The organism is Pacificispira sp. (assembly GCF_965228185.1).
GTDB lineage: Bacteria > Pseudomonadota > Alphaproteobacteria > UBA8366 > Aestuariispiraceae > Pacificispira.
Window position 1 is genome coordinate 214,758 of record NZ_CBDDHE010000006.1, and the last position, 16,666, is coordinate 231,423.

Genomic DNA, 16,666 nt, shown 5'->3' on the forward strand with positions numbered 1-16,666 from the left:
TGCGCACCGCCCCCTAGCCCTCAATCTGGCCGAAATCGGCCAGTTGCCCCATCACCGCGCGGATGCGCGCCAACAAAACCAAACGGTTCTTCCGCAACGCCGGATCGTCGGCATTCACGGTGACCTTGTCGAAAAAGGCATCCACCGGCTGGCGCAGACCGGACAGGGCGGTCATCGCGGCGGCGAAATCCTCCGCCCGAATGGCGGTCGCCGACGCCGCCGATGCGGTCTTCAGCGCATCGGCCAGAGCCTTTTCCTCGTCCAGCGCGAACAGTGCCGCATCCGGTTCACCCTTGAATTCGGTGCCGTCCTTCTTCTCTTCCGCGCGCAGGATGTTCGCGGCGCGGCGATAGGCCGTCAGCAGGTTCGCGCCATCGTCGCTGTCCAGGAAGGCGCGCAGCGCGTGAACCCGGGCGACCAGCCGGACCAGATCATCCTCGTCACCCAGCGCGAACAGCGCTTGGATGAGATCATGGGACACGCCCTCGTCCTTCAAATGGACGCGCAGACGGTCCGCGAAGAAGGACAGGAGATCGGAGGTGATCTTCGGCAGATCGCGGATGTCGACGGAAACCTTACCCTGTTCGCCATAGAGGCCGGCGCATTCCGCCGCCACATGGGTCAGCGACAGGCGAACGCCGTTTTCCAGCACAAGGCGGATCACCCCCAGCGCGGCGCGGCGCAGTGCGAACGGATCCTTCGACCCGGTCGGCTTCTCGTCGATCAGCCAGAAGCCGACCAGCGTATCGATCTTCTCCGCCAGGGCGACGGCAACCGAAATCGGCGCGGTCGGACAGGTATCGTTCGGCCCGGCAGGGGAGTAATGCTGGGCGATCGCATCGGCGACGGCCTGCTCCTCGCCTTGATGCAGGGCGTAATAGCGGCCCATGATGCCCTGAAGCTCCGGGAACTCCCCGACCATTTCCGTGGTCAGGTCGGCCTTGGCCAGGCGCGCGGCACGGCGGGCGTCGTTGCTGTCGCAACCCGGGATGTATTGGGACAGGACATCGGCGGTACTCGCCAGACGCTCGACCCGTTCCGCGACGGTCCCCAGCTTGGCATGGAAGATGACCTTCTCCAACGCCTCCAGCCGGTCCTCCAGCTTGGTCGCGCGATCCTGATCCCAGAAGAATTTGGCATCGGCCAGCCGGGCGCGCAGGACGCGTTCGTTCCCGGCGCGGATCCGCTCCCCGCCATCCTGGGCCGCCATATTGGCGACGACGGCGAAACGCGGGGCCAGCGTGCCGTCAGGCCGCTGCAGCGAGAAGTATTTCTGATGCGCGCGCATGGAGGTCGACAGCACCTCCGGCGGCACTTCCATGAATTCGTCGTCGATCTTCCCGATCAGCGCGACCGGCCATTCGACCAGATTGGTGACCTCGTCCAGCAGCGCCGGATCGTCCTTGACGGTCAGCCCTTCCCGGTCTGCAGCGGCGCGCAGATCGTCAGCGATCTTCTGGCGGCGCTCTTCCGGGTCGAGGATGACATGGGCATCGCGCAGTTTCTGCGCATAGTCGCTGAAATTGACGACCGTGAACGGCTCCGGCGACAGGAAGCGGTGGCCGGAAGACGTCGCCGCATAATCAACCGCAGCGCCGCCCAGATCGAACCCGCCTTTGAGCGGTTCACCGGCAAAAGCCGCCAGGATGCGGTGCAACGGACGGACCCAACGGAACTGCTGCGCGGCGAAACGCATGCTTTTCGCCCAGGGCAGCGCCCGGATCGCCGTGTCGACGATTTCCGGCAGAATGTCCGCCGTCGCGCCGCCCTTCTTCTCGACGACCGCGAACCAGACCGGGCCTTTCGGCGTATCGCGCTGTTCGCATTGATCCAGGCTGTCTAGGCCGGCGGAACGCAGGAAGCCTTGAACGGCCTGATCCGGTGCGCCGACTTTCGGCCCCTTCTTTTCCTCACGGAGATCGGGCTGACTGGTCGGCAGGCCGTCGACGACCAGCGCCAGACGGCGCGGCGTCCAGAAACAGCGGGCCGTGTCGAATTTCAGATTGGCCTTGGCCAGCCCGTCGGTGATCAGCCGTTTGAAATCCTCCGCCGCCTGACGCTGCATGCGTGCGGGAATTTCCTCGCTGAACAGTTCGAGAAGAAGTTCAGCCATCTCAGACACCGTGCTCCTGCGCGAGCAGGGGCCTTGCCGGAATACCATCGGTGCCCGTGGCCGGAAGATTCCCGCTTTCGCGGGAATACGGATGCGCGTCATTCGCGGCGCGGAAGAGCGGCAGGGCGCGGTATCCGGTCCCGGATCCGCCGCCGATCAGCGGCAGCGCCGTTTGATGGCGCGGCATACGCCGCTGCGCCGCCACAAACAGGGGCAGCTTGCGCCAGCCATTGCCGGAACCGCCGCCGCGCAGGCTCAAGGTCAGTTGTTCGGTCATCACCCCAACTCCCCTTCGTTCCGCAGCCAGGCTTCGGCGCAGGCTTTGGCGAGCGCGCGGACGCGGCCGATATAGGCCTGGCGTTCGGTGACGGAGATCACCCCGCGCGCGTCCAGCAGATTGAACAGATGGCTGGCCTTCAGGCACTGGTCATAGGCCGGGAGGGCCACACCGCCTTCGATCAGGCGGGCGCATTCGCCCTCGGCGTCTTCGAAATGGCGCAGGATCATATCCGTATCGGCCAGTTCGAAATTGTGCTTCGAATACTCGACCTCGGCCTGATGATAGACCTCGCGATAGGTCATCGTGTCATTGAAGCGCAGGTCGTAGATGTTCTCCACGCCCTGGACATACATGGCCAGGCGCTCCAGCCCGTAGGTCAGTTCGGTCGAGACGGGGTTGCAGTCGAAACCGCCGACCTGCTGGAAATAGGTGAACTGGCTGACTTCCATCCCGTCGCACCAGACTTCCCAACCCAGGCCCCAGGCGCCCAGGGTCGGGCTTTCCCAATCGTCCTCGACGAAGCGGATGTCGTGTTCCATCGGATCAAGGCCGATCGCCTTCAGGGAGCCGAGATAAAGCTCCTGACTGTTCGCCGGCGAGGGCTTCATGATGACCTGATACTGATAATAGTGCTGCAGCCGGTTCGGATTCTCGCCATAGCGGCCGTCGGTCGGACGGCGCGACGGCTGGACATAGGCGGCCTTCCAAGGCTTGGAACCCAGCGAGCGCAGCGTCGTCGCCCAATGGAAGGTGCCGGCGCCGACCTCCATGTCGTAGGGCTGCAAGATCACGCAACCCTGGTCCGACCAATAGCGGTGCAGGGTCAAAATGATGTCCTGAAAACTCGCGCCGGAGCGCTTCGGTTGGGTCATCGTCCGGTGATATCTCTTGGCATTCGGGGAGCGACCCCGATTTTCAGTGCGGCGCACAATACTGATGCGTCCCGCGTGAATCAACGCCGCCGCGCGGGTTTTTTCAGGTCCGCGACACTATGGACGAAGCGGGCCCGCCGCGAAGCCGGATCAATAGACCCAAGGCGCTTCGTAGCAGCTTTCCAACCGACCGATATTCTCCGCCAGCCTTTGCAGGTGGAAGACATAGGCATGGGGCTTGTTCGCGCCGTCGGTGAACCGCAGCAACGCGAGTTTCCCGAAGAAAAGGTCGGCGGTCACGCGGTTATAGATATTGTCGGTCCAGGCGATGTACTGACGGTTCACCGACCGGGTCTGTTCGTTGAAAACCGGCGGCGATTCGCCGAAGCGGTCATGATACATTTCCGCCGTCCGCACGAAGAATACGGCGGATCGACTGTTTTTCAGCACCGTAAAATAGTGACGCTGGCTTTCGGTGCCGTCGATCGCGATGTCGAATCCGATCGGTTTCGTCGGCTTATGAATATCCTGACCATGGCCGAAGATAATGCGCGGATTGGTATTGTCGCTGTCGCACAGGAAGAACAGAAAGGCCTGACCGTTTTCAGACGTCAGACGAACACCGGTCAGGCGGCTGCCGTCGGTCGGGTCCACCCCGTCGACCGGCACAATGACCTGCTGAGCGGTTGATTGTGAAGCCGCATCGTTCTGTTGTGCCGCCGCGCTTGCCGGAAGCGCGCAAAGCACGGCCAGAACACTGAGAATCGGTTTCAGGGCGCGGGGAATCAGCATGCCGATTCCTATACCCGATTGCGGAACCGCGCGAAAGATTCCGCTTTCGCCGGTCCGTTCCGGGGACTGTGCAGGGTTTACCGGGGCGCATCGCCGGTCTATGTCTCCCGGCGACGCACTGCATCTGACCTGAAAGGATCCGTCATGCCGATCAGCCGTACCCGCACTTTCCGCAGCCTCGCCCTCGCCGTCGGACTGACGCTCAGCGCCTCGACGGGCGCCGTCGCCGAACAGGACCCGGAAAACACGCTGTTCATCGATATGGAATTCGGCCGCATCGTGATCGAAATGCGCCCGGACCTGGCGCCGAACCATGTCGAGCGCATCAAACTGCTGGCCCGGGAAGGCTTCTATGACGGCGTCGTCTTTCACCGCGTGATCGAAGATTTCATGGCCCAGACCGGCGACCCGACGGGAACCGGCACGGGCGGCTCGACCTATCCGGACCTGAAGCAGGAATTCAACAGCGCGCCCTTCCTGCGCGGCACGGTCGGCATGGCCCGCACGCCGGACCCGAATTCGGCCAACAGCCAATGGTTCATCTGCTTCGACGATTGTTCCTTCCTGAACGGCGAATATACCGTCTGGGGCAAGGTCGTCGAAGGCATGGATGTCGTCGATCAGATCAAGAAGGGCGCCGGCCGCAGCGGGTCCGTGACCGATCCGGACGCCATGGTCTCCGTCCGCGTCGCCGCCGACGTGCCTCAATAAGTCCCGACCGGGACAAAGTTCTAAGGCGGCGCGGAATTTGATTCCGCGCCGCCTTTTCTATATGGTGCCTGGAGTTCCGGTCGGCAGAAGGTCGACCGACGACGCGTAGGAGAATCCAATGGCGGACGTGCTCGGCGTTTTGGCGCTGAATCAGGCACAGTATCAGCAGCAGATGTCGATCGCGCTGCTGAAACAAAATCTGGACGCACAGGATCAGGTGACGCAGCTGGTGGCACAGGCCGCCGGTACAGCCGCGCCCGCGTCCGGCGACCAGCCGCTCAATGCAAGCGGACCGGGCCAGATCGTCAACACTCTGGCCTGACAGGGTGCCCTGAAAACACCGGGCGAGACCTAGCGTCCGGCGGTTTTCCGGCCCGTTGCCCCGCGGTCACTGACTGCGTCTATCGACGATATCGTGATGCGCCGCATGGGAATCGAAGCGGCTGAGAACCGCCTGGGCTTCCGGCGGCACGTGACTGACCGTGTAATCCTCACCCATGAAATCCTTCACGGAGGCGAGGCTGTCGAACCACATGATCGTCGTGAATTCGACCTCATCCTCATGTGCCCGGCACAAAACATCGATGTGGCGGAATCCCGGTATCGCCATCGCTTCGATTCCGGGAATGACCTTGTTCAGGACAATATCCTGATACTTCGGGGCATTCTGCGGCGTCGTCCATCCACGCCAAATTCGACAGATCATTTGCAACTCGCTTCTTCGGTTGAAATCCAATCGTCGCGGCCTTTCAATGCCGCGCGCATTGGGACCCTACGGCGATATGCGGGATTTGCGCTTGGGTAATATTGACTTGGGATAACATGACGCCTCTACCCTCCGCCGAAGACCTGCCGAAATATACGGAGACCGTGATAGCGGCAGGCCGGGGATGGCAGGTCGCGGATGTCCTGTGCCGATGCGGCCCCGGCGATTCGCCCACCGAGGAGCGGCACAGCCATGTTTCGGTGGCGGCCGTGCTTTCCGGCAGTTTCTCCTATCGCTCGGACAAGGGGCGTGCCTTCCTGGCACCCGGTTCCTTTCTGCTTGGCAACGTCGAGCAATGCTATTGCTGCGGTCATGCCCATGATACCGGCGACCGGTGCGTCGCCTTCCAATGTGGGCCCGATTTCGTGGAAGAGATCGCCGCCGATCTTCCCGGGGTCCAGCACATCGGCTTCACCACGCACCGACTGGCGGCACATCCGTTTCTCGTACCGACCCTTGCCCGCATCGCCCGTTTCGCACGCGACGGCCATGAAGAGGACGCGGAAGCGCTGGCCGTGGATGTGGTCAGCCTCGCCTTGCGTGCCTGCCATGACACCGACGAAGCGCCGGTCCGTACGCAGGACGAATTACGCGTGGCGGCGGCCATAGACAGGATCAATCACGCCCCTGATGCCGGGATCAGCCTTTCCGACCTGGCAGCCGATGCGCAGATCGGCCGTCATCATTTTCTGCGTGTTTTTCGCCGGGTGACCGGTGTTACGCCCTATGCCTATCTGATGTCCCGGCGATTGTTGGCCGCCGCAGATGCGCTGTTCGACGACGACGCGCGCATCCTGGATATTGCCCTGGACGCAGGCTTTTCGGATCTCTCCGACTTCACGAGGCGCTTCCGGGCCGCCTTCGGAATGCCGCCGGCCCGGTACCGCGCCCAGAGAACCCGGCGCAAAATGCACTGACATTTCCAACATCGCTGACGCTCTCTCGAAGGCAACATATAACTAGACGAACCGTCTCGTCTCGTTCAATTTAGTGCCATGTCCAGTCCTACGACCGATGCGCCACGCCGATCCGAAACAAAGCACCGCGCGATTCTGGAAGCCGCCGCGCGCTGCGTCGGGCGCGATGGATATGCCGCGACCAGCATCGAAGCGGTCGCCGCGGAGGCCGGGGTCGGCAAGCAGACGATCTATCGCTGGTGGCCGTCCAAACCCGCCTTGTTCGTCGAAGTCTATTCCGCCCTGGTCAATCGGACCTTACTGAGCCCCGATGGCGCCATGGCGGCGGCCCCGCCCGGGCGTCCCGTGTCCGACCTTCTGCGCCGGTTGTTCGGCCTGTACCGCAGCACCCCGGCCGGCTCGATCCTGGCGGGCCTGATCGGTGCCGCGGCGGAAGATACGCAAACCCGCGCCGCAGTCCGTGACGGGCTGGTGCTCGGCCGCCGGTCTATCCTGCTGGATCGTATCCGCGACGCGGCACCCGCCGGCGCGGACCGGTCCCGCATGGAACATGTGAATGACCTGATCGTCTCCATGATCTGGCAGCGGCTGATCATGGCACCGGAAGACCTCACGAATTCATTCGCCGACGAATTGGCGCAGTTGGTGGATACGGTTGGCCATGCGGGGTGAGACCATGACCGAAGGAATGCAATTCGACGGCTATCGGCCCGGGACGGTTTCCGGGATCATTGGCCTGCATATGGACTATTACGCCGAGGCCTGGGATTTCGGCGCGCTGTTCGAATCGAAACTGGCGCGGGAACTGGGTGCGTTCCTGGACCGCTACGATCCGGATCGCGACCTGTTCCTGAATGCCTATTTCCCCAGCGGCGAACTGGCGGGCAGCATCACCGTCGACGGGCTGGAGGGCTATGGCACGGGCGCGCACCTGCGCTGGTTCATCGTCGGCAGCGCGGCGCGCGGCACCGGATTGGGCGGCCGGTTGATGACCCGCGCGATGGATTTCGTCGATGCCCGGGACTACAAGCGCACCTATCTGACGACCTTCCAGGGATTGGACACGGCGCGGGCACTCTATGACCGGCACGGATTCACCCTGACGCAGGAAGAAGCCGCCGACCCATGGTCCGGCACCGTCGGCCTGCAGCGCTTCGACCGGGTCCGCCCGTGACGGCGGGTTCGCCCATTGCCAACGCCGGATTTGAAATACTGCCGGCGGCGCCAAATCTCGCGGCCTATATCCGCGGGTATTGGTTCATCCGAGACCTCGACGGTCATTACGATGGCAGGGCGGTTCGCACCGCGCCGCATCCCGGTGCCGCCTTATCTATCAACATCGCCAAACCGAACCGACTTGAGGGCATTACGCCCGTACCGTCTCTCTCGCTGGCGGGTGTACAGACGCAGTGCCGCACCTGGATCGCGTCCGACGAAACCTATTTCGTCATGGCCATGCTGACCCTACCGGGCCTGGTGGCCCTGTTTCCCGGCACCGGCGCAGCGGCGGCGAACGGGTTGGTCGATCTCGAAGGGGATCTGGGACACCGCGTGACGGAATCGTTGACCCGCAGCGTCGCGGCGGGCTGGCACCCGGCCGCGATCAAGCCGATTCTCGATTCATGGCTGAGCGAGCGATTGCGGGCCCTGCCCTTCGACACCGCCGCCTATCGCGCCATCCGGGCCTATCCGCGCCTCAGGACGGCCAAGGTCGGTGAGACGGCCCAACGCATGGGCGTCAGCCGACGGCAACTGACCCGCTGGTTCCGGGACAGCATCGGTATCGGTCCAAAGGCTTTGCAGGATCTGGAGCGCGTGTCGGACAGTCTTTGGGCGGCGCAGAGCGGCGGCGATGCGGCCGACGGCTATTACGATCAAAGTCATCAGATCCGCGCCTGGCGCCGCCATACCGGAACCACCCCCGTCCGGTACCGACTTGCCGGCCCGTCGGACATCGCGACGCATTTCGCCGAACGATACGGCAAGCACACGCCGTTCTATCTGTAGCTTCCGGCTATAGCCTCCAGCCGGAATTTCCGGCATGTCCCATTCGTACAATCCGTCGGACGCGTATCGCGCTATCCCTGCCCCGACCATCACCAGGGACGGAAAGCGAAACATCATGACACAAGGATCAGGCCTTCTCGTCGACCCGCCGAACCCGGCAATCCTGCCCCCTCTGCGACCTGTCTCTTACCAGGAAGGCGGGATCGAATTCGAAGGGTATTTGGCCACACCAAACGGTCCCGGGCCGCATACCTGCGTCATTCTGGGGCACGATTGGAGCGGCCCCAATATCAGCACACAGACCATTGCCCGCCGACTGGCATACCTGGGATACGCCGCCTTCCTGCTGGACGCCTATGGCAAGGGTGTGCGCGGGGAGGAAACCGGCGACAACTCCCATCTGATGAATCCCGTCATGGCAGACAGGGCCATGCTGACCCGCCGCATTCAAACGGGCTATGACACCGCCAGAAACCTGCCCGAAGTCGACGAAAACAGGATGTCGGCACTGGGTTTCTGCTTCGGCGGCTTCTGCGTCTTGGACCTGGCCCGCACCGACCCGGACGGATTGAAGGTCACGATCAGCGTTCACGGCGGCCTCACCCCGCCACACGACAATCCGCCCACCCCGATCCGGTCCCGGATTGTGATCCTGCATGGCTGGGAAGACCCCGTGGCCCCACCGCAGGACGTCACCGCCCTGGCCCGCGAATTGACACTGGCCGGCGCCGATTGGGAACTGAACGCCTACGGCCACGCCATGCATGCCTTCACGTTCCCCGCGGCAAACATGCCGGAAAGCGGGATCGATTATCACCCCGCCGCCGCATTGCGGGCCGAAGCGGCGATCCTCCGGGAACTGGCAGTCGCCCAAAAGTCTATGCCCTGACGACCGTCTTCTACGGATTCCCGACCGCTGGCTGGATTGCCAAACTTATGTTGGTCGCCCTGCAGACGCTGAGAGAGTGGATATCGGCGTACTAACGAAAATGGGCGCCCCAATTTCTTGAGGCGCCCACTTTCACCGCTTAACGCGCGTATCGCTTAGCCGCGATTGCCGCCTTCGCCGGCCGCCTTGTTCGGGCGGCGTTGGCGGAAAGGCTTGCCGCTGCGCGGAGCGCCCGGCTTGCCCTGGCCTTTCGGACCGCCGAAGCGTTTCGGGCCGCGATTGCGGGACGGTTTGCCGTGACCGGCGGGACCGCCCTTGCCGGTCAGCGCCGCGGCGGCGGCGTCTTCGGCGTGATAGGCATGTTCCGCGTCGACCGGGATGGTCAGGCGGGTCAGCTTCTGAATGGCCTTCAAGGCGTCGACTTCGTCCGGTGCGCAGAAGGACAGCGCGATGCCGCTGGCCCCAGCGCGCGCGGTGCGGCCGATCCGGTGGACATAGCTTTCCGCGTCGACCGGCAGGTCGTAGTTGATAACATGGGTGATGCCTTCGACGTCGATGCCGCGCGCGGCCAGATCGGTCGCGACCATGATCGATACCCGGCCCCGTGCGAAATCGGCCAGCGCCTGACGGCGCGCGCCCTGGGTCTTGTCGCCATGGATCGCGGCCACGCCGAACCCGTCATCTTTCAGGTTCTTGCAGACCTTGTCCGCCCCGCGCTTGGTGCGGGTGAAGACGATGGCCCGGCCGACCGTTTCGCCCGACAGGACTTCGCGCAGCAGCGGCGCCTTGCGCAGGCGTTCGACGAACAGGACCTTTTGATCGATCCGCTCGACCGTGGTCGATTCCGGCGTGATCTCGACCTTGACCGGATCGCGCATCAACTCGCCCGCCAGCACGGCAATGTCTTTCGGCATGGTGGCCGAGAACAGGACGGTCTGACGGTCGGACGGCATGGTCTTGGCCAGACGCCGGACTTCCGGGGCGAAGCCCATATCCAGCATCCGGTCGGCCTCGTCGAGGACCAGGAAGGACACGTCCTGCAGGCTGATCGCACGATCTTCCATCAGGTCGCGCAGGCGGCCCGGCGTGGCGACCAGAATGTCGACGCCGCGCTGGCACTGGCGTGCCTGCGGGCCCTTGCCGACGCCGCCGAACACGACGGCGGAGGAAATCCGCAGGCGGTTGGCGAAGGCGGTGACGCTCTGATGGATCTGCGCGGCCAGTTCGCGGGTCGGCGACAGGATCAGGGCGCGCGTGGTGCGCGGCGCCGGCTTGCCCTTCATTTCCGACAGGTGCTGCAGGATCGGCAGGGCGAAAGCCGCGGTCTTGCCGGTCCCGGTCTGGGCGATACCCAGAACGTCGCGGCCTTCCAGCGCGGGCGGAATGGCCTGCGCCTGAATCGGGGTCGCGACGGAGAAGCCCTGGTTCCGCAGCGCGCCCAATAGCGGGCCGGCGAGTTTCAGGTCTTCGAAACGAACGGAGTCTTCTTGCATATAAACAATATCCTATGCGCCCCGGCCTGTAACGGCGGGACGTTTCTTGTGCGCCCAAGGTGCGCGCAACGCCTATGGGAGGGGTTTGGGACGCTGCGCGAGTATGAAGTGGCCGCTTTCGGTCACCGCTTGCGCGTTCGCTGCAGGTCCAGGCGATCGCGCGTATCGCGCCGCCTCGTTCTTGTGCGCTGCACATAAGCCGTCGTAGAACCGAAGTCAATGAAATACGCATTGCCGCCGCCCCGATCGGGAATGCTGGCCGCGTTGCGTCATTTTGGTAGCCAAAAAGCGGCGTTAACCGGTTGAACGGTCATAAAGGCCTGATATTGTACCCCCTCCAAAGCCGTATGAATGAATACGATAACCTCCACGGCATTGGGGGGAACCGAATGACCGGCGCGCGCGATCCGGACGCGACAGCAAATCTGTTAGGCAAAGCCCTTTGCGGCTCGCTCCGCCCGTGCGTGACGCCCGAACTTACCAACCCGCTTTCAAGGGAATTTCACACCCGATGAATATCCACGAATATCAAGCGAAGGAACTGCTTCGCCGGTTCGGGGTCGCCGTGCCCGATGGCAAGGTCGCCTATACGGTCGACGAAGCCGTCCAGGCCGCGAACGACATGGGCGGCCCGATCTGGGTCGTCAAATCGCAGATTCATGCGGGCGGCCGCGGTGCCGGACGCTTCTCGGACGATCCGAACGGCAAGGGCGGCGTCCGCGTCTCCAAGTCGATCGACGAAGTCCGCGAGAACGCCAAGGGCATGCTGGGCCACACGCTGGTGACCAAGCAGACCGGCCCGTCCGGCAAGGAAGTCAAACGGCTGTATATCGAAGACGGCTGCGACATCGCGCGGGAACTTTATCTCTCGCTGCTGATCGACCGCGCCACCAGCCGGGTGACGATTATGGCCTCCGCCGAAGGGGGCATGGAGATCGAAGAGGTCGCCGAGCGCGATCCGAACGCGATCGTCAAGGTCTCCATCGATCCGGTGACCGGCATTTCCGGCTTCCACTGCCGGCGTATCGCCTTCTTCCTGGGCCTCGAAGGCAAACAGGTTAAGAGCGCGACCAAGTTCCTGACCGCCATGTACAAGGCGTTCCTGGACCTGGATGCCAGCATGGTCGAGATCAACCCGCTGGTCGTCACCGGCGGCGGCGAGGTCATGGCGCTGGACGCCAAGATGAACTTCGACGACAACGCGCTGTTCCGTCATCCCGATGTCGGCGACATGCGTGACGAGGACGAGGAAGACCCGGCGGAGTTGGAAGCGGCCAAGCATGAGCTGAACTACATCAAGCTCGACGGCACGATCGGCTGCATGGTCAACGGCGCCGGCCTGGCGATGGCCACGATGGACATCATCAAGCTGAAGGGCGGCGAGCCTGCCAACTTCCTGGATGTCGGCGGCGGCGCGACGCGCGAGCGTGTGACCAAGGCCTTCAAGATCATCCTCAGCGATCCGAATGTCGAAGGCATCCTGGTCAACATCTTCGGCGGCATCATGCGCTGCGACGTCATCGCCGAAGGCGTGGTCGCGGCATCCCGCGAAGTGAACCTGCATGTTCCGCTGGTCGTGCGCCTGGAAGGCACGAATGTGGAGCAGGGCAAGAAGATCATGGCGGAATCGGGCCTACCGATCATTTCCGCGGACAATTTGGAAGAAGCGGCGATCAAGGTCGTCGCCGCCGTGAAGGAGGCGAACTGATGGCCGTTCTCGTCGACAAGAACACCAAGGTCATCTGCCAGGGCTTCACCGGCGCGCAGGGGACTTTCCATTCCGAACAGGCCATCGCCTATGGGACCAAGATGGTCGGCGGCGTCACCCCCGGTAAGGGCGGTTCCACCCATCTCGACCTGCCGGTCTTCGACACAGTGGCCGAAGCGGTCGAGAAGACGGGTGCCAATGCGTCCGTGATCTACGTCCCGCCGCCCTTCGCGGCCGACGCGATCCTGGAAGCGATCGACGCCGAAGTCGAACTGGCCGTCTGCATCACCGAAGGCATTCCGGTCCTGGACATGGTCCGGGTGAAACGCGCGCTGGCCAATTCGACGACCCGCCTGATCGGGCCGAACTGCCCGGGCGTCATCACGCCGGACGAGTGCAAGATCGGCATCATGCCGGGCCATATCCACAAGCGCGGCAAGATCGGCGTCGTCTCCCGGTCGGGCACGCTGACCTATGAAGCGGTCGCGCAGACCACGGCGACCGGCCTGGGGCAGACGACCTGTATCGGGATCGGCGGCGATCCGGTCAACGGCACCAACTTCATCGACTGCCTGGAAGCGTTCCTGGGCGATCCGGAAACCGAAGGCATCATCATGATCGGCGAGATCGGCGGCACCGCGGAAGAGGAAGCGGCCGAATTCGTCAAGCAGTCGAAGGTGAAGAAGCCGATGGTCGGTTTCATCGCCGGCGTCACGGCCCCTCCGGGCAAGCGGATGGGTCATGCGGGCGCCATCATCTCCGGCGGTCAGGGCACGGCGGAATCCAAACAGGAGGCGATGCGAAGCGCCGGGATTCTGGTGGCCGACAGCCCGTCGGCCCTTGGCTCAACCATGGTCAAGGCCATGGGCGGCTGATAGAGAAACGGGAGGCCGGCTTTCAATGGAAGCCGGCCTCCCAACCGTTCGGGCGGCATTTTAGGGAGCTGTCATATCATGACGTATATCGGCGAATCGTCCCAACTCTTCGGCGCCAACGAAACTTACATCGCCGAACTCTACGCCAAATGGGCACTGGATCCGAACGCGGTCGATCCGGGTTGGGCGGCCTATTTCGAGACCCTGGAACCGGGCGAGGTCATCCTCGAAGACGACCATAAGGGGCCGAGCTGGACCAAACGCACGACCCGCGTCGTCGGCCAGGGCAATGGCGGCGGGGCGCAGAGCCTTTCCGACTCGTTGAGCGATCCGGACTTGAGCGCGGATTCGATCCAGCAGTTGATCGCCGCACTGCAGGGCGGCGGCGTGGCGGCGGGCAGCGATCAGATCCGTCAGGCGACGCTGGATTCGATCCGCGCCCTGATGCTGATCCGCGCCTACCGCATGCGGGGCCATCTGGCCGCCAATCTGGACCCGCTGGGCCTGGAAAAGCGCGATGACCACCCGGAGCTGGATCCGGCGAGTTATGGTTTCGAAGAACGGGACATGGATCGCCCGATCTTCATCAACTACTATCTGGGTCTCGAATCCGCGACGGTGCGCGAGATCGTGAAGATCTGCCGCCAGACCTATTGCGGCAGCATCGGCGTCGAATTCCTGCACATTCAGGACCCGGACGAGAAATCCTGGATTCAGGAAAAGATCGAAAGCAGCCGGAACCGCAAGGACTTCACCGACCTGGGCCGGAAGACGATCCTGGAACGCCTGACCAGCGCGGATATGTTCGAAACCTATCTGGACACGAAGTACCGCGGCACGAAGCGTTTCGGCCTGGACGGCGGCGAAAGCCTGGTCCCGATGATGGAACAGATCTTCAAGCGCGGCGCGCAGATGGGTCTGGAGGAAGTGGTTCTGGGCATGGCCCACCGGGGCCGCCTGAACGTCCTCGCCAACATCATGAAGAAGCCCTATATGCAGATCTTCGCGGAATTCGAAGGTCTGGGGGGCAAACCGGAATCGGTTCAAGGATCCGGCGACGTGAAGTACCATCTGGGCACGTCGGCCGACCGGGAATTCGAAGGCAAGACCGTTCACCTGTCGCTGGCCGCGAATCCCAGCCACCTGGAATGCGTCAACACGGTCGTCCTCGGCAAGGTACGCGCCAAGCAGCACCAGCGCGCCGACAGCGATCGGGACCGGGTCATGGGCCTGCTGCTGCATGGCGACGCGGCCTTTATCGGCCAGGGTGTGGTGGCGGAAACCTTCCTGCTGAGTCAGTTGGACGGTTACAAGACCGGCGGCACGATCCATATCGTGATCAACAACCAGATCGGCTTCACCACCGCCCCGTCGAAATCCCGCTCCTCGCCCTATTGCTCCGACATGGCGAAGACGGTCGACGCGCCGGTCTTCCACGTGAATGGCGACGACCCGGAAGCCTGTGTGCATGTCGCGCGTCTGGCGATGGAATACCGTCAGAAGTTCAAGAAGGATGTGGTGATCGACATGTGGTGCTACCGGCGCCACGGTCACAATGAAGGCGACGAACCGATGTTCACGCAGCCTTCGATGTACACCAAGATCAAGTCGCATCCGCGCACCCGCGAAATCTACGCCAAGCGCCTGCAGGAACTGGGCGTGATCGACGAGGCGGGCTGCGAAGCGTTGAAATCCGAGATCAAGAAAACCTTGGATGAAAGCTTCGAAGCCGCGAGATCGTTCAAGCCGAACAAGGCCGACTGGCTGGAAGGCAAGTGGTCCGGCCTGTCGATCGCCGAAGAGGGGGCCCGCCGCGGTCACACCTCGGTCGACATGGATCTGCTGCGCGAGGTCGGCCATGCCATTTCCCAGGCACCGCAGAACTTCAAGCTGAACCCGAAAATCGAGCGCCAGCTGGAAGCCAAGCGCAAGATGATCGAAACCGGCGAGGGCATCGACTGGGGTACGGCTGAGGCGCTGGCCTTCGGGACCCTGCTCTGCGAATCCACGACGATCCGTCTCAGCGGCGAGGATTGCGAACGCGGCACATTCTCGCAGCGTCATGCGGTCCTGGTCGATCAGGAGAACGAACACCGGCACATCCCGCTGAACAATATCCGGATGGGACAGGCGCCGTTCGAAGTGATCGACAGCCCGCTGAGCGAATTCGGTCTGCTGGGCTTCGAATACGGCTATTCCTCGGCGGAACCGCATTCGCTGGTTCTCTGGGAAGCCCAGTTCGGCGATTTCGCCAATGGGGCGCAGGTCATCATCGACCAGTTCATCGCGTCCGGCGAGACCAAATGGCTGCGCATGTGCGGTCTGGTGATGTTGCTGCCGCACGGTTACGAAGGTCAGGGGCCGGAGCATTCCTCCGCGCGTCTGGAGCGTTACCTGCAGCTTTCGGCAGAGGATAACTGGCAGGTCTGCAACATCACGCAGCCGGCCAACTATTTCCACGCCCTGCGTCGTCAGGTGCGCCGGAACTTCCGCAAGCCGCTGATCCAGATGACACCGAAATCGCTGCTGCGGCATAAGGCCTGCGTCTCGAAGCTGGAGGAGTTCGGTCCGGGTACGACCTTCCACCGCGTGCTGTGGGACAACGGGCAGTTGAACGGCACCCTGGCGGTGGACGAGGATATCCGCCGTGTCGTCCTGTGTTCCGGCAAGGTCTATTTCGATCTGGAGGCGGAACGCGATGCCAGGGGACTGAAAGACGTCTACATCATGCGCGTCGAGCAGCTCTATCCCTTCCCGTTCCACGCGGTCACGACGGAACTGGCGCGCTTCCCGAATGCGGAAGTGATCTGGTGCCAGGAAGAGCCGGAAAACAACGGCGCTTGGTTCTTCGTCGACCGCCGTATCGAACGGGTTCTGGAGGAACTGAATCATAAGCCGAACGGCCGTCCGCGTTATGTCGGCCGCGAAGCCGCCGCGTCCCCGGCCACGGGCAGCGCCAAGCGCCATGCCGCCGAACAGTCGGCCCTGGTGAACGAGGCCCTGGACCTGCCGGAACGCAGCCGCCCGGTTGCCGTGTCGAAGAAAACCGCCGCGAAGAAGACCCCGGTGAAAGCCGCCGGGGCCAAAAAGGCGACGGCAAAAAAGGCGACCTCCAAGAAAGCTGCTTCGAAAAAGGCTGCTTCCAAGAAGGCGGCAGCCAAGAAGAAGTAATCGGACGCGTTAGGATTTGACCCGGGGTCACGGCCCCGACGGCCCAGAGGGGAGAGACCCCGGGCCAGACAG

At 63.3% G+C, this 16,666-nt stretch carries 16 protein-coding genes; 10 read left to right on the top strand and 6 right to left on the bottom strand.

Going from position 1 to position 16,666, the window contains the following annotated elements; translation table 11 throughout:
• Positions 1 to 13: 13 nt before the first annotated feature.
• The 4 genes from glyS to ACO06O_RS11740 all read right to left on the bottom strand — a co-directional run bounded on the left by glyS (position 14) and on the right by ACO06O_RS11740 (position 4,057).
• On the bottom strand, positions 14 to 2,113 hold the full coding sequence (glyS, locus tag ACO06O_RS11725) for a glycine--tRNA ligase subunit beta (protein WP_421879930.1): 2,100 nt from the start codon (positions 2,111 to 2,113) through the stop codon (positions 14 to 16).
• A gap of 1 nt (position 2,114) precedes the next feature.
• Positions 2,115 to 2,390 (bottom strand): hypothetical protein, encoded by a 276-nt coding sequence (locus tag ACO06O_RS11730; protein WP_421879933.1) that lies wholly within the window; start codon positions 2,388 to 2,390, stop codon positions 2,115 to 2,117.
• Entirely contained in the window at positions 2,390 to 3,265 is an 876-nt protein-coding gene (locus tag ACO06O_RS11735; RefSeq protein WP_421879936.1) for a glycine--tRNA ligase subunit alpha, read from the bottom strand. The genes ACO06O_RS11730 and ACO06O_RS11735 overlap by 1 nt, the downstream gene beginning before the upstream one ends.
• A 150-nt stretch (positions 3,266 to 3,415) precedes the next feature.
• A complete protein-coding gene (locus ACO06O_RS11740; RefSeq protein ID WP_421879939.1) occupies positions 3,416 to 4,057 on the bottom strand; it encodes a hypothetical protein in 642 nt (213 codons plus the stop codon).
• A 144-nt stretch (positions 4,058 to 4,201) separates the two neighbouring features.
• On the opposite strand from ACO06O_RS11740, the gene ACO06O_RS11745 reads away from it, so the two are divergent.
• Positions 4,202 to 4,768, top strand: coding sequence for a peptidylprolyl isomerase (locus ACO06O_RS11745; protein ID WP_421879942.1), 567 nt, complete (start codon positions 4,202 to 4,204; stop codon positions 4,766 to 4,768).
• Positions 4,769 to 4,886: 118 nt separating this feature from the next.
• Entirely contained in the window at positions 4,887 to 5,090 is a 204-nt protein-coding gene (locus ACO06O_RS11750) for a hypothetical protein (RefSeq protein WP_420420069.1), read from the top strand.
• Between the two features lie 66 nt (positions 5,091 to 5,156).
• On the opposite strand, the gene ACO06O_RS11755 is transcribed toward ACO06O_RS11750, so the two are convergent.
• Positions 5,157 to 5,474, bottom strand: a complete 318-nt coding sequence (locus ACO06O_RS11755) for a hypothetical protein (RefSeq protein WP_421879945.1) — start codon at positions 5,472 to 5,474, stop codon at positions 5,157 to 5,159.
• A gap of 116 nt (positions 5,475 to 5,590) precedes the next feature.
• Between ACO06O_RS11755 and ACO06O_RS11760 the strand changes: the two genes are divergently transcribed.
• The 5 genes from ACO06O_RS11760 (at position 5,591) to ACO06O_RS11780 (ending at position 9,347) form a co-directional block, all read left to right on the top strand.
• On the top strand, positions 5,591 to 6,451 hold the full coding sequence (locus ACO06O_RS11760) for a helix-turn-helix domain-containing protein (RefSeq protein ID WP_421879948.1): 861 nt from the start codon (positions 5,591 to 5,593) through the stop codon (positions 6,449 to 6,451).
• Positions 6,452 to 6,529: 78 nt separating this feature from the next.
• Positions 6,530 to 7,123 carry a TetR/AcrR family transcriptional regulator gene (locus ACO06O_RS11765; RefSeq protein WP_421879951.1) on the top strand — a complete coding sequence of 198 codons (594 nt, stop codon included), beginning with the start codon at positions 6,530 to 6,532 and terminating at the stop codon, positions 7,121 to 7,123.
• A gap of 4 nt (positions 7,124 to 7,127) precedes the next feature.
• Positions 7,128 to 7,625 (top strand): GNAT family N-acetyltransferase, encoded by a 498-nt coding sequence (locus ACO06O_RS11770; protein WP_421879954.1) that lies wholly within the window; start codon positions 7,128 to 7,130, stop codon positions 7,623 to 7,625.
• Positions 7,622 to 8,458 carry a helix-turn-helix domain-containing protein gene (locus ACO06O_RS11775; protein WP_421879957.1) on the top strand — a complete coding sequence of 279 codons (837 nt, stop codon included), beginning with the start codon at positions 7,622 to 7,624 and terminating at the stop codon, positions 8,456 to 8,458. The genes ACO06O_RS11770 and ACO06O_RS11775 overlap by 4 nt, the downstream gene beginning before the upstream one ends.
• A 115-nt stretch (positions 8,459 to 8,573) precedes the next feature.
• Positions 8,574 to 9,347 (top strand): dienelactone hydrolase family protein, encoded by a 774-nt coding sequence (locus ACO06O_RS11780; protein WP_421879960.1) that lies wholly within the window; start codon positions 8,574 to 8,576, stop codon positions 9,345 to 9,347.
• 155 nt (positions 9,348 to 9,502) lie between these two features.
• On the opposite strand, the gene ACO06O_RS11785 is transcribed toward ACO06O_RS11780, so the two are convergent.
• The gene (locus tag ACO06O_RS11785) at positions 9,503 to 10,840 is read right to left on the bottom strand and encodes a DEAD/DEAH box helicase (RefSeq protein ID WP_420420062.1); all 1,338 of its coding nucleotides are present in this window, start codon (positions 10,838 to 10,840) and stop codon (positions 9,503 to 9,505) included.
• Between the two features lie 511 nt (positions 10,841 to 11,351).
• Between ACO06O_RS11785 and sucC the strand changes: the two genes are divergently transcribed.
• From sucC to ACO06O_RS11800, 3 genes are all read left to right on the top strand, one after another.
• Entirely contained in the window at positions 11,352 to 12,548 is a 1,197-nt protein-coding gene (sucC, locus tag ACO06O_RS11790; RefSeq protein ID WP_421879962.1) for an ADP-forming succinate--CoA ligase subunit beta, read from the top strand.
• Positions 12,548 to 13,423 (top strand): succinate--CoA ligase subunit alpha, encoded by an 876-nt coding sequence (sucD, locus tag ACO06O_RS11795; protein ID WP_420420060.1) that lies wholly within the window; start codon positions 12,548 to 12,550, stop codon positions 13,421 to 13,423. Before sucC ends, sucD begins: the two co-directional genes overlap by 1 nt.
• Before the next feature lie 78 nt (positions 13,424 to 13,501).
• On the top strand, positions 13,502 to 16,594 hold the full coding sequence (locus ACO06O_RS11800) for a 2-oxoglutarate dehydrogenase E1 component (protein WP_421879964.1): 3,093 nt from the start codon (positions 13,502 to 13,504) through the stop codon (positions 16,592 to 16,594).
• Positions 16,595 to 16,666: the final 72 nt, after the last annotated feature.